8 protein-coding genes are annotated in these 12,599 nt (G+C 70.6%); 5 read left to right on the forward strand and 3 right to left on the reverse strand.

The window, feature by feature from the left end; all coding sequences use genetic code 11:
• Positions 1-185: 185 nt before the first annotated feature.
• Positions 186-1,211, reverse strand: coding sequence for an ADP-ribosylglycohydrolase family protein (locus GRC12_RS33875; protein WP_208783631.1), 1,026 nt, complete (start codon positions 1,209-1,211; stop codon positions 186-188).
• A 196-nt stretch (positions 1,212-1,407) separates the two neighbouring features.
• Between GRC12_RS33875 and GRC12_RS33880 the strand changes: the two genes are divergently transcribed.
• The 3 genes from GRC12_RS33880 (at position 1,408) to GRC12_RS33890 (ending at position 8,566) form a co-directional block, all read left to right on the forward strand.
• Positions 1,408-2,139, forward strand: a complete 732-nt coding sequence (locus tag GRC12_RS33880) for a VIT1/CCC1 transporter family protein (protein WP_133042792.1) — start codon at positions 1,408-1,410, stop codon at positions 2,137-2,139.
• 369 nt (positions 2,140-2,508) lie between these two features.
• Positions 2,509-7,110: a glutamate synthase large subunit gene (gene gltB, locus GRC12_RS33885; protein WP_208783632.1), complete on the forward strand. Its 4,602-nt coding sequence runs from the start codon at positions 2,509-2,511 to the stop codon at positions 7,108-7,110.
• The gene (locus tag GRC12_RS33890) at positions 7,103-8,566 is read left to right on the forward strand and encodes a glutamate synthase subunit beta (RefSeq protein ID WP_208783634.1); all 1,464 of its coding nucleotides are present in this window, start codon (positions 7,103-7,105) and stop codon (positions 8,564-8,566) included. The genes gltB and GRC12_RS33890 overlap by 8 nt, the downstream gene beginning before the upstream one ends.
• A gap of 112 nt (positions 8,567-8,678) precedes the next feature.
• Here GRC12_RS33890 and GRC12_RS33895 read toward each other — a convergent pair whose 3' ends face one another.
• Positions 8,679-9,590 (reverse strand): rhomboid family intramembrane serine protease, encoded by a 912-nt coding sequence (locus GRC12_RS33895; protein WP_208783637.1) that lies wholly within the window; start codon positions 9,588-9,590, stop codon positions 8,679-8,681.
• Between the two features lie 96 nt (positions 9,591-9,686).
• Between GRC12_RS33895 and GRC12_RS33900 the strand changes: the two genes are divergently transcribed.
• Together GRC12_RS33900 and qcrB are read left to right on the forward strand one after the other, a co-directional pair.
• Entirely contained in the window at positions 9,687-10,412 is a 726-nt protein-coding gene (locus GRC12_RS33900) for a vWA domain-containing protein (protein ID WP_208783639.1), read from the forward strand.
• Between the two features lie 68 nt (positions 10,413-10,480).
• Positions 10,481-12,127, forward strand: a complete 1,647-nt coding sequence (gene qcrB / locus GRC12_RS33905) for a cytochrome bc1 complex cytochrome b subunit (RefSeq protein ID WP_208783641.1) — start codon at positions 10,481-10,483, stop codon at positions 12,125-12,127.
• Here qcrB and GRC12_RS33910 read toward each other — a convergent pair.
• Positions 12,102-12,599: acyl-CoA dehydrogenase family protein (locus GRC12_RS33910; RefSeq protein ID WP_280117557.1), on the reverse strand; the 498-nt coding region annotated here is incomplete at its 5' end. The two genes, qcrB and GRC12_RS33910, sit on opposite strands and share 26 nt — an antisense overlap.

Below are 12,599 nucleotides of genomic sequence, written 5' to 3' on the forward strand. Positions count from 1 at the left end.
CTGTGGGGCGTCCCCGCCGTCGGCGGCCGCGGGAGCGGTCGGCTTCGCCCTGTGCGTCGATACAGCCGTGCCGGTCGGCTTCGCCCTGTGCGGCGACACAGCCGTGCCGTCGGTAGGCGCGGGGGCGGGGGTCGCGTCCGTGAGGGCGGTGGCCTGTGCTCCCTCGTCCCAGGGGCCCGGGGGCCTCACCGGGGTGCCCCCGCCTCGGTGTCGGGTGCCAGGGTGAAGGACGTGGGGTCCGGGGGATGTACGGGTGTCTCCTCGTCCTGCGTCAGCAGGTCCGCCACCTCCAGGACGTGGTGGCCCGCCATCGCCGGCAGGCAGCTGCCCTTCGCCGGGGTGATCGCCGCCGCCCAGTCGGCCGGGATCGCGGCGACGCCCTGTGTCGCTCCCGCCAGCGCGCCCGCCACCGCCGCCGTCGTGTCGGCGTCGCGGCCCATGTTGACCGCCGTGAGGACCGCGTCGCGGAAGTCGCCGTCGGCCGCGGCGTAGGCGCCGAAGGCCAGAGCGACGGCTTCCGGGGCCAGGTCGGTCCACGGGTAGCCGCCGATCACCACCGCCGAGCGGACCGCGCGTTCGCCGCGGTGGGCGGCCGTCACGGCCCGGCGCAGGGAGCGGGCCGTCCAGGAGTCGTCCGGGACGACGGCGAGGGCGGAGGCCACCACCGCGATCGGCGCCGCCCCGGCCATCGCCGCCGCCACACCCGCCGCCACCGCCTGGCCGCCGTAGATGCCCTCGCCCTCGTGGCTCACCGAGCCGTCGATCGCCGCCAGCCGGGCCGCCTCGGCGGGGCGGCCCGCGGCGAAGACGCCGAAGGGGGCCGCGCGCATGGCGAGACCGTCGCTCCAGGCGTGCCGGTGCTGGGCGGAGATGGGGGCGGCGAGGCCGCGGCGGAGGTTCTCCAGGGTGCCGCGTTCGCTGAAGCCCGCCCCGCGGAAGGGGCCCTCGGCGCGGTCGGCGATCCACTCGTGCCAGGCCGCCTCCACATGGGCGGGGGTGAGGGCCGAGCCGTGGCGGGCCAGCAGCAGGCCCGAGAAGATCGCGTACTCCGTGTCGTCCGTGCCGGCCGGTACGTCCGTGACGTACCCGGTGATCCGGCCCCAGCGGGCGCGGATCTCGGACGGCTTCATGTTCTCCGCGGGCGCCCCGAGGGCGTCCCCCACGGCCAGACCGAGCAGTGCGCCGCGTGCCCGTTCGCGGATCGATGGCATGGCCCATGTGTCCCACCATCGGCGGTTGACCCCAGCCTCGCGGGGCTCCATGTCACCCGGTCGATCGGCAAAGTCGCAGGTTAGCCCAGCCTTTCCTTGCTGGCGGCCGGGAATGCGGAGGCGTAGGTTTTGTGTTGTCGGAAATTAGAACGTGTCCAAAGTTAGCTTTGGCTTAGCTTCCCTGGGGGACCCCGCAATGGCGATCATCGAAACCGAGGCCACGCTCCACGAGGCCCACCGCGACAACCACACGCACCGTGACGTCAACGGTGGGTGGCTGCGGCCGGCGGTGTTCGGGGCGATGGACGGGCTCGTCTCCAACCTCGCGCTGATGACCGGCGTCGCGGGCGGCGCCGTGAGTCCGAACACCATCGTGCTGACCGGCCTCGCGGGTCTCGCCGCCGGCGCCTTCTCGATGGCCGCGGGTGAGTACACCTCCGTCGCCTCCCAGCGCGAGCTCGTCGAGGCCGAGCTGGACGTCGAGCGCGCCGAGCTGAGGAAGCACCCGGCGGACGAGGAGGCCGAGCTCGCCGCGCTCTACCAGGCGCGCGGCGTCGAGCCGGAGCTGGCCCGGGAGGTCGCCCGGCAGCTGTCCCGCGATCCCGAGCAGGCGCTGGAGATCCACGCCCGCGAGGAGCTCGGCATCGACCCCTCGGACCTGCCGTCGCCGCTGGTCGCGGCCGTGTCGTCCTTCGGGTCCTTCGCGCTGGGGGCGCTGCTTCCCGTACTGCCGTATCTGCTCGGTGCGACCGCGCTGTGGCCCGCCCTGCTGCTCGCCTTCATCGGGCTGTTCGCGTGCGGTGCCGTGGTGGCCCGGGTGACCGCGCGCAGCTGGTGGTACAGCGGGCTGCGGCAGCTCGCGCTCGGCGGCGCCGCGGCCGGTGTGACGTACGCCCTGGGCAGTCTGTTCGGAACGGCCGTAGGATAGCTCGGCTGGAACTTATGCGTTGGGCCGCATAAGTAGCCGTTACCCGCTGGTTTCGAATGGTTTTCCACCGGGCATGAGCCGTAAGCGCTGTGGGCAATGAGGCCTGCCGCGCACCACCGGGAAGGGCGACGCGGCCCTCCCCGTCTTTCGGATCGGCGGACATCGATCTGTCCCGTCCGGTCCCCATAGCTTCCACCGCAGGCGCGGCACCCGCGCTGCAGCCGAGCGGTGTCCGCATGCTGGAACGGAATATCCCGGTTCCCGAGAACCGCTCCATCATGTAACCTGCACGAAATTTTGCACTCCGCAGAGGGCCAGCGTCGTCCCTCGGCAATCTGCATGCCACTTGAGACGACGACGGGAGAGCCGATGCGTACGCCGCGCCAGCCGTCCCAGCATTCCGCGAATGGCCAGAACTGGTCCTTCATGGATGCTCGCCCTGCTGCGCAGGGTATGTACGACCCCCGCTTCGAGCGCGACGCGTGCGGCGTCGGCTTCGTTGCAACCCTCACCGGCGAGGCGTCCCACACCCTGGTCGAACAGGCCCTGACCGTCCTGCGCAACCTCGAACACCGCGGTGCCACCGGCTCGGAGCCGGACTCCGGGGACGGCGCCGGCATCCTCTCCCAGGTGCCCGACGCGTTCTTCCGTGACGTGGCCGGATTCGAACTGCCCGAGGCGGGCGGTTACGCGGTCGGCATCGCCTTCCTGCCCGAGGAGGGCACCGAGGACGCCGTCTCACGCATCGAGACGATCGCCGACGACGAGGGGCTCACCGTCCTCGGCTGGCGCGAGGTCCCGGTCGCCCCCGAACTGCTCGGCGCCACCGCCCGCTCGACGATGCCCGCCTTCCGCCAGATCTTCGTCACGGACAACGCCTCGAAGGGCATCGTTCTCGACCGCAAGGCCTTCGCGCTGCGCAAGCGCGCCGAGCGCGAGGTCGGTGTCTACTTCCCCTCGCTCTCCGCGCGCACCATCGTCTACAAGGGCATGCTGACCACCGGTCAGCTCGAGCCCTTCTTCCCGGACCTGTCCGACCGCCGCTTCGCCTCCGCGATCGCGCTCGTGCACTCCCGGTTCTCCACGAACACCTTCCCGTCGTGGCCCCTCGCGCACCCGTACCGCTTCGTCGCGCACAACGGTGAGATCAACACCGTCATGGGCAACCGCAACTGGATGCGCGCCCGCGAGTCGCAGCTGGTCTCCGACCTGTTCGGGGACAGGGGCCTGGAGCGGGTCTTCCCGATCTGCACGCCGGACGCCTCCGACTCGGCGACCTTCGACGAGGTGCTCGAACTGCTGCACCTGGGCGGGCGTTCGCTGCCGCACTCCGTGCTGATGATGATCCCGGAGGCGTGGGAGAACCACGACTCCATGGACCCGGCCCGCCGCGCCTTCTACCAGTTCCACTCCACGATGATGGAGCCCTGGGACGGCCCGGCCTGTGTCACCTTCACCGACGGCACCCAGGTCGGCGCGGTCCTCGACCGCAACGGCCTGCGCCCCGGCCGCTACTGGGTCACCGACGACGGCCTGGTCGTCCTCGGCTCCGAGGTCGGCGTCCTCGACATCGACCCCGCCCGGGTCGTCCGCAAGGGCCGGCTGCAGCCCGGCAAGATGTTCCTCGTCGACACCGTCGAGCACCGCATCATCGAGGACGACGAGATCAAGGCGACCCTCGCCGCCGAGCAGCCCTACGCCGAGTGGATCGAGGCCGGCGAGATCGAGCTGGGCGACCTGCCCGAGCGCGAGCACATCGTCCACACCCACGCCTCGGTCACCCGCCGCCAGCAGACCTTCGGCTACACCGAGGAGGAGCTGCGCGTCATCCTCGCGCCGATGGCCAAGGCCGGTGCCGAGCCGATCGGTTCGATGGGTACGGACAGCCCGATCGCCGCGCTCTCCGAGCGCCCGCGGCTGCTGTTCGACTACTTCACCCAGCTGTTCGCGCAGGTCACCAACCCTCCGCTGGACGCGATCCGCGAGGAGCTGGTCACCTCCCTGCGCTCGTCGCTGGGCCCGCAGGGCAACCTGCTCGACCCGAGCGCCGCCTCCTGTCGCTCCGTCGTGCTGCCCTTCCCGGTCATCGACAACGACGAGCTGGCCAAGCTCATCCACATCAACGCCGACGGCGACATGCCCGGCTTCAAGGCCGCGACCCTCTCCGGTCTGTACCGGGTCTCCGGCGGCGGTGACGCCCTCGCCGCGCGCATCGAGGAGATCTGCGCCGAGGCCGACGCCGCCATCGGCAACGGCGCCCGGCTGATCGTCCTGTCGGACCGCCACTCGGACGCCGAGCACGCGCCGATCCCCTCGCTGCTGCTCACCGCGGCCGTCCACCACCACCTCATCCGCACCAAGCAGCGCACCCACGTGGGCCTGCTGGTCGAGGCCGGCGACGTCCGCGAGGTCCACCACGTCGCCCTGCTCATCGGCTACGGCGCCGCGGCCGTGAACCCGTACCTGGCGATGGAGTCGGTCGAGGACCTGGTCCGCGCCGGCACCTTCCTCTCCGGCATCGAGCCCGAGCAGGCCATCCGCAACCTGATCTACGCCCTCGGCAAGGGCGTGCTGAAGGTCATGTCGAAGATGGGCATCTCCACGGTCGCCTCCTACCGGGGCGCCCAGGTCTTCGAGGCCGTCGGCCTCGACGAGGCGTTCGTCGCCAAGTACTTCAGCGGTACGGCCACCAAGATCGGCGGTGTCGGCATCGACGTCGTCGCCAAGGAGGTCGCCGCCCGCCACGCCAAGGCCTACCCGGCCTCCGGCATCGCGCCGGCCCACCGCGCCCTGGACATAGGCGGCGAGTACCAGTGGCGCCGCGAGGGCGAGCCGCACCTGTTCGACCCGGAGACTGTCTTCCGCCTCCAGCACTCCACGCGCACCGGCCGCTACGACATCTTCAAGAAGTACACCGAGCGCGTGAACGAGCAGTCCGAGCGCCTGATGACGCTCCGCGGGTTGTTCGGCTTCAAGTCCGACCGGCAGCCGATCTCCATCGACGAGGTCGAGCCGGTCTCCGAGATCGTCAAGCGCTTCTCCACCGGCGCCATGTCGTACGGCTCCATCTCGCGCGAGGCGCACGAGACGCTCGCCATCGCCATGAACCAGCTGGGCGGCAAGTCCAACACCGGTGAGGGCGGCGAGGACCCGGACCGTCTCTACGACCCGGCTCGGCGCAGCGCCATCAAGCAGGTCGCCTCCGGCCGCTTCGGCGTGACCTCCGAGTACCTGGTCAACGCGGACGACATCCAGATCAAGATGGCCCAGGGCGCCAAGCCCGGCGAGGGCGGCCAGCTGCCCGGCCACAAGGTGTACCCGTGGGTCGCCAAGACCCGTCACTCGACCCCGGGTGTCGGCCTGATCTCCCCGCCGCCGCACCACGACATCTACTCCATCGAGGACCTGGCCCAGCTGATCCACGACCTGAAGAACGCGAACCCGCAGGCGCGGATCCACGTCAAGCTGGTCTCCGAGGTCGGTGTCGGCACGGTCGCGGCGGGTGTGTCCAAGGCGCACGCGGACGTCGTGCTCATCTCCGGTCACGACGGCGGCACGGGCGCCTCCCCGCTGACCTCGCTGAAGCACGCGGGCGGCCCCTGGGAGCTCGGTCTCGCCGAGACCCAGCAGACCCTGCTGCTCAACGGCCTGCGCGACCGGATCGTCGTCCAGACCGACGGCCAGCTCAAGACCGGCCGTGACGTCGTCATCGCCGCGCTGCTCGGCGCCGAGGAGTTCGGTTTCGCGACCGCTCCGCTCGTCGTCTCCGGCTGCGTCATGATGCGCGTCTGCCACCTGGACACCTGCCCGGTCGGCATCGCCACCCAGAACCCGGTCCTGCGCGACCGCTTCTCCGGCAAGGCCGAGTACGTCGTCAACTTCTTCCAGTACATCGCCCAGGAGGTCCGCGAGATCCTCGCCGAGCTCGGCTTCCGCTCCATCGAGGAGGCCGTCGGCCACGCCGAGGCGCTCGACGTGACCCGCGCGGTCGACCACTGGAAGGCGCAGGGCCTGGACCTGGCCCCGCTGTTCCACGTGCCGTCGCTGCCCGAGGGCGCGGTCCGCCACCAGGTGATCGCCCAGGACCACGGCCTGGAGAAGGCGCTCGACAACGAGCTGATCAAGCTCGCCGCCGACGCCCTGGCCGCCGACTCCGCGACCGACGCCCAGCCGGTGCGCGCCCAGGTCTCCATCCGCAACATCAACCGCACGGTCGGCACCATGCTCGGCCACGAGGTGACGAAGAAGTTCGGTGGCGCCGGCCTGCCCGACGACACCATCGACATCACCTTCACCGGTTCCGCGGGCCAGTCCTTCGGCGCCTTCCTCCCGCGCGGTGTCACGCTGCGCCTGGAGGGCGACGCCAACGACTACGTCGGCAAGGGCCTCTCGGGCGGCCGGGTGATCGTCCGTCCCGACCGGGGCGCCGACCACCTCGCCGAGTTCTCGACCATCGCGGGCAACACCATCGCGTACGGCGCGACCGGCGGCGAGCTGTTCCTGCGCGGTCGTACCGGCGAGCGGTTCTGCGTCCGCAACTCCGGCGCGACGGTCGTCTCCGAGGGCGTGGGCGACCACGGCTGCGAGTACATGACCGGCGGTCACGCGGTGGTGCTCGGCCCGACGGGCCGCAACTTCGCGGCCGGTATGTCCGGCGGTGTCGCCTACGTGATCGACCTCGACCGCGACAACGTCAACGTCGGCAACCTGGAGTCGGTCGAGGAGCTGGCCGACACCGACAAGCAGTGGCTGCACGACGTGGTGCGCCGGCACCAGGAGGAGACCGGCTCCACGGTCGCCGAGAAGCTGCTGGCCGAGTGGGACACCCCTGGAGGAGGGGTCGAGCGCTTCAGCAAGATCATCCCCAGCACGTACAAGGCAGTGCTCGCCGCCAAGGACGCCGCCGAGCAGGCGGGACTCTCCGAGTCCGAGATCACCGAGAAGATGATGGAGGCGGCGATCAATGGCTGACCCGAAGGGCTTTCTCAACCACGGCCGTGAGGTCGCCAAGTCCCGTCCGGTCGAGGAGCGCCTGAAGGACTGGAACGAGGTCTACGTCCCCGGCTCCCTGCTGCCGATCATCAGCAAGCAGGCCAGCCGCTGCATGGACTGCGGCATCCCGTTCTGTCACAACGGCTGTCCGCTGGGGAACCTCATCCCCGAGTGGAACGACTACGCCTACCGCGAGGACTGGTCCGCGGCTTCGGAGCGTCTGCACGCGACGAACAACTTCCCCGAGTTCACGGGGCGGCTGTGCCCGGCCCCGTGCGAGTCGGCGTGCGTCCTCGGCATCAACCAGCCGCCGGTGACCATCAAGAACGTCGAGGTCTCGATCATCGACAAGGCGTGGGAGACCGGTGACGTCGCCCCGCAGGCGCCCGAGCGGCTGTCCGGCAAGACGGTCGCCGTCATCGGCTCGGGCCCGGCGGGCCTGGCCGCCGCCCAGCAGCTGACCCGGGCCGGCCACACCGTCGCCGTCTACGAGCGCGCCGACCGCATCGGCGGCCTGCTCCGCTACGGCATCCCCGAGTTCAAGATGGAGAAGCGGCACATCAACCGCCGCATCGAGCAGATGCGCGCGGAGGGCACCCGCTTCCGTACCGGCATCGAGATCGGCCGCGACCTCAAGGCGACCGACCTGAAGAAGCGGTACGACGCCATCGTCATCGCCGCCGGTGCGACGACCGCGCGTGACCTGCCGGTGCCGGGCCGCGAGCTCAAGGGCATCTACCAGGCCATGGAGTACCTGCCCCTGTCGAACAAGGTCCAGGAGGGCGACTACGTCGTCTCCCCGGTCTCGGCCGAGGGCAAGCACGTCGTGGTCATCGGCGGCGGCGACACCGGCGCGGACTGCGTGGGCACCGCCCACCGCCAGGGCGCGGCCTCCGTCACCCAGCTGGAGATCATGCCCCGGCCGGGCGACGAGCGGAACGCCGTCACCCAGCCGTGGCCGACCTTCCCGATGCTGTACAAGGTGACCTCCGCGCACGAGGAGGGCGGCGAGCGGGTCTACTCCGTCTCCACCACCCACTTCGAGGGCGACGAGGACGGCAACGTCCAGTGGCTGCACCTCACCGAGGTCGAGTTCATCGACGGCAGGCTGACCCCGAAGCCGGGCACCGAGCGCAAGATCCCGGCCCAGCTGGTGACGCTGGCGATGGGCTTCACCGGCACCGACCGGGACAACGGCCTGGTCGACCAGTTCGGCCTGGACCTCGACGAGCGGGGCAACATCGCCCGCGACGCCGACTTCCAGACCAACGTCCCCGGAGTCTTCGTCGCCGGTGACGCGGGCCGCGGCCAGTCGCTCATCGTGTGGGCGATCGCGGAGGGCCGCTCGGCCGCCCGCGGCGTCGACCGCTTCCTGACCGGCGCCAGCGACCTGCCGGCCCCGATCCGCCCGACGGACCGCGCGCTGATGGTCTGACGGTTCACGAAGAACGTCCCGTACAAAGGCGTACGGAACACCGGCAGCGTCTGCCCAGTCCCCGACCGGACTGCGGGCAGGCGCTGTCGCCTTTTCCGGCCTTTTCAGCTGCTCAGACCGTCAGTTCCGCGACCTTCGCCATCGCCAGGATCACCAGCAGCGCCAGCAGGGCCGCGCACGCGCCGACCTGCACGAGGGTGCGGCGCTGGTCGCGGGGCGCGTAGGCGAAGGCGACGGTCACCACGGCGCCGGCCAGCAGTCCGCCGAGGTGGCCCTGCCAGGAGGTGAGGCCCGCGGAGATCAGCAGCCACAGCAGCAGGCCGGCCATGAAACGGTTGACCTGAGCCATGTCGGCGCCCAGCCGCCGCGCCATGACGTAGTACGCGGCGCCGAGCCCGAAGATGGCGCCGGACGCGCCCAGCGTCGGGGTGTCCGGCGCCAGCAGCAGCACCAGCACCGAGCCGCCCAGCGCCGACAGCAGATACAGGGTGACGTACCGGATCCGGCCGAGCTGGAACTCGACCACCCGGCCGATGTTCCACAGCGACACCATGTTCATCACGATGTGCAGGATCCCGAACGTGCCCCCGGTCGGTGGCAGATGCAGGAACGCACCGGTCAGCAGCCGGTACCACTCCCCGTCGACGACACCCTCGGGGTGGAAGGCCGAGGGGTACCCGGCCACCCACACGTAGTGCCCGCCGTCCGGTCCGACCAGCCCCCGGCCCAGCATCTCGAACCGGTCCACGACCGACGGCCGCACCAGCTCGCCCAGATACGCGAGCACATTGAGCCCGATCAGGACGTACGTCACCACGGGCGCCGAGATGATCCGCCCGCCGAACGCCGTGCGCGCCTGCCGCACCGACCGCGCGCCCTGACGTACGCACTCCACGCACTGGTGGCCGACGGACGCCTCCCGCATGCAGTCCGGGCAGATGTGGCGGTCGCAGCGGGTGCAGCGGACGTGGGACTCCACCGCGGGATGGCGGTAGCAGGTGGTGACGGTGGACTCGGGTTCCACGCCGGCTCCTCGGAGGGGATGGGACGAACGGTGAGCCGGTGGGGACGGCGGCGAACAAAATAACGAACACAGGTGACGGATGGGAGAGTAGGGGCCATGGTTGCGATCAGTCTGAAGAAGGTCGAGGAGACCGCGCCGGCCCTGGTCAGCCTCTACAAGAGCGCCGGGGTCTCGCTGCGCAAGCACGGGCTGGACGGGCTGCGGGCCGCCGTGTACCTCGTCGTCGACTACTCCGGCTCGATGAAGCCGTACTACGAGGACGGCAGTGTGCAGGCGCTGGCCGACCGGGTGCTCGGGCTGTCCGCGCATCTCGACGACGACGGAAGCGTGCCGGTGGTGTTCTTCTCGACGGACGTCGACGCCGAGACCGAGATCGCGCTCGCCGACCACGCGGGGCGCGTCGAGAAGATCGTGGCCGGGCTCGGGCACATGGGCAGGACCAGCTACCACCTGGCCATGGACGCCGTGATCGACCACTACCTCGACAGCGGCTCCACCGACCCCGCCCTGGTGGTCTTCCAGACCGACGGCGGCCCGGTCAACAAGCTCGCCGCCGAACGGTACCTGTGCAAGGCGGCCCGGCTGCCGCTGTTCTGGCAGTTCGTGGGCTTCGGGGACCCGCACAGCAAGCAGTTCGACTTCCTGCGCCGGCTCGACGACCTGGCGGTCCCGGACAAGCGGGTCGTCGACAACGCCGGGTTCTTCCACGCCGGGGCCGACCCGCGGAAGGTGTCGGACGGCGAGTTGTACGACCGGCTCGTGGGCGAGTTCCCGAAGTGGCTGGTGGCGGCGCGGGCGCAGGGAATCGTGCCGCCGTCCTGAACGCACCGTTGGCCCGGCCCCGGGGAGCGTGCCACCCTGATGTTGATCCGACGGGGAGGCGACGACGTATGGACGGCGCACGTGCGGACGACCACGGGGCTTCGGCGCGCAGGGAGCCCCCGGGCAAGGGCGAGAAGGTCGCGGACTGGGCCGACGGACGGCTCGGCCTCTACGCCCTGGCCAAGGCCAACATGCGCAAGGTCTTTCCGGACCACTGGTCCTTCATGCTCGGCGAGGTCTGCCTGTACAGCTTCATCATCCTGATCCTCACCGGCATCTACCTGACCCTGTTCTTCGAGCCCAGCGGGGTCGAGGTCACCTACCACGGCTCGTACGTGCCGCTCAACGGCGTCCGGATGACCCGCGCCTACGAGTCCGCGCTCGACATCAGCTTCGACGTGCGCGGCGGACTGCTCATCCGGCAGATCCACCACTGGGCGGCGCTGGTCTTCGTCACCGGCATGCTGGTGCACATGATGCGGGTGTTCTTCACCGGTGCCTTCCGCAAGCCCCGCGAGGTCAACTGGCTGTTCGGCTGGACCCTGCTGATGCTCGGCATCATCACCGGCCTGACCGGCTACTCGCTCCCGGACGACCTGCTCTCCGGCACCGGCATCCGCTTCGCCGACGGCGCGATCCTGTCGATCCCGATCGTCGGCACGTATCTGTCGATGTTCCTGTTCGGCGGGGAGTTCCCGGGCCACGACATCATCTCGCGGCTCTTCCCGGTCCACGTCCTGCTGCTGCCAGGGCTGATGCTGGGGCTGGTGGTCGCCCATCTGATCCTGGTCTTCTACCACAAGCACACCCAGTACCCCGGGCCCGGGCGCGACCAGAAGACCGTGGTCGGCATGCCCTTCCTGCCCGTGTACATGGCCAAGGCCGGCGGCTTCTTCTTCCTCGTCTTCGGCGTGCTGGCGGTCATGGGCGGCATCGCCAGCATCAACCCCGTGTGGGCCTTCGGCCCCTACCGGCCGGACCTGGTGACCACCGGCGCCCAGCCCGACTGGTACCTCGGCTTCTCCGAGGGACTGATCCGGGTGATGCCGGGATGGGAGATCAACGCCTGGGGCCACACCCTGGTCCTCGGCGTCCTCATCCCCTTCTCGCTCTTCCCGCTGATCCTGCTCGCCCTCGGCCTGTATCCCTTCGTCGAGGCGTGGATCACCGGGGACAGACGCGAGCACCACATCCTGGACCGGCCGCGCAACGCGCCCGTGCGCACCGGGCTGGGCGTGGCCTGGCTCGCCCTGTACGTGGTGCTGCTGATCGGCGGCGGCAACGACATCGTGGCCACGCATCTGCACCTGTCCATCAACGCCATCACGTGGTTCGTGCGGGTCGCCTTCTTCGCGGCGCCGGTCGTCGCCTTCGTCGTCAGCAAACGGGTCTGCCTGGGCCTGCAGCGCCGGGACCGGGACAAGGTGCTGCACGGCAGGGAGACCGGCACCATCAAACGGCTGCCGAGCGGCGAGTACGTCGAGGTGCACGAACCGCTCCCGCAGGACCAGCTCTTCACCCTCACCCAGCACGAGCAGAACCCGCCCTACGAGATCGGCCCGCTCGTCGACGCCAACGGCGTGCGCCGGCCGGTCACCGTCGCCCAGCGGGTGCGTGCCCAGCTGGCCCGGGCGATGTTCGGGCCCGAGTCGCGGATCGCCAAACCGACCGTGGCGGAGTACCGGGAGCTCACCAGCGGCGACCACCACCACTGACCACCAGCGCCCGGCACTCCCGCGGCGTGCCCCACGCGGTGCGCAGCGCTCTGGCCTTGGTCAGCCACAGGGACAGGTCGTACTCCGCGGTGTACCCGATCGCGCCGTGCGACTGGAGCGCGGTACGGGCCGCCCGGTACGCCGCCTCGCAGGCCGCGACCTTGGCGGCGGCCACGTCGGCGGGCGCCATGGTGAGCGCGGCTGCGAACACCAGGGGCCGCGCGAACTCCAAGGCGATCTTGACGCCGGCCAGCCGGTGCTTGACGGCCTGGAAGGAGCCTATGGGGACGCCGAACTGGGTGCGCTGTTTCACGTACGCGACGGTCCGGTCGAGGAGGGCGAGACCGACACCGAGGGCCTGGGCGGCGGTGGCGAGGCGGGCGTGGGCGAGGGCGTGCGCCACGGGCGGCTCGGCGGTGAGGAGTTCGCCGCCCGGAGTCAGGGGGGTGAGACGGCGGGCGGGATCGAGGGA

This window comes from Streptomyces griseorubiginosus (assembly GCF_017614965.1).
GTDB classification, from domain to species: Bacteria; Actinomycetota; Actinomycetes; order Streptomycetales; family Streptomycetaceae; genus Streptomyces; species Streptomyces griseorubiginosus_B.

Bases quoted from the DNA above. Each gene is read 5' to 3' on its own strand.
- GRC12_RS33875 (WP_208783631.1), bottom strand. From the start codon at position 1,211: ATGCCATCGATCCGCGAACGGGCACGCGGCGCACTGCTCGGTCTGGCC.
- GRC12_RS33880 (WP_133042792.1), top strand. From the start codon at position 1,408: ATGGCGATCATCGAAACCGAGGCCACGCTCCACGAGGCCCACCGCGAC.
- gltB (WP_208783632.1), top strand. From the start codon at position 2,509: ATGCGTACGCCGCGCCAGCCGTCCCAGCATTCCGCGAATGGCCAGAAC.
- GRC12_RS33890 (WP_208783634.1), top strand. From the start codon at position 7,103: ATGGCTGACCCGAAGGGCTTTCTCAACCACGGCCGTGAGGTCGCCAAG.
- GRC12_RS33900 (WP_208783639.1), top strand. From the start codon at position 9,687: ATGGTTGCGATCAGTCTGAAGAAGGTCGAGGAGACCGCGCCGGCCCTG.
- qcrB (WP_208783641.1), top strand. From the start codon at position 10,481: ATGGACGGCGCACGTGCGGACGACCACGGGGCTTCGGCGCGCAGGGAG.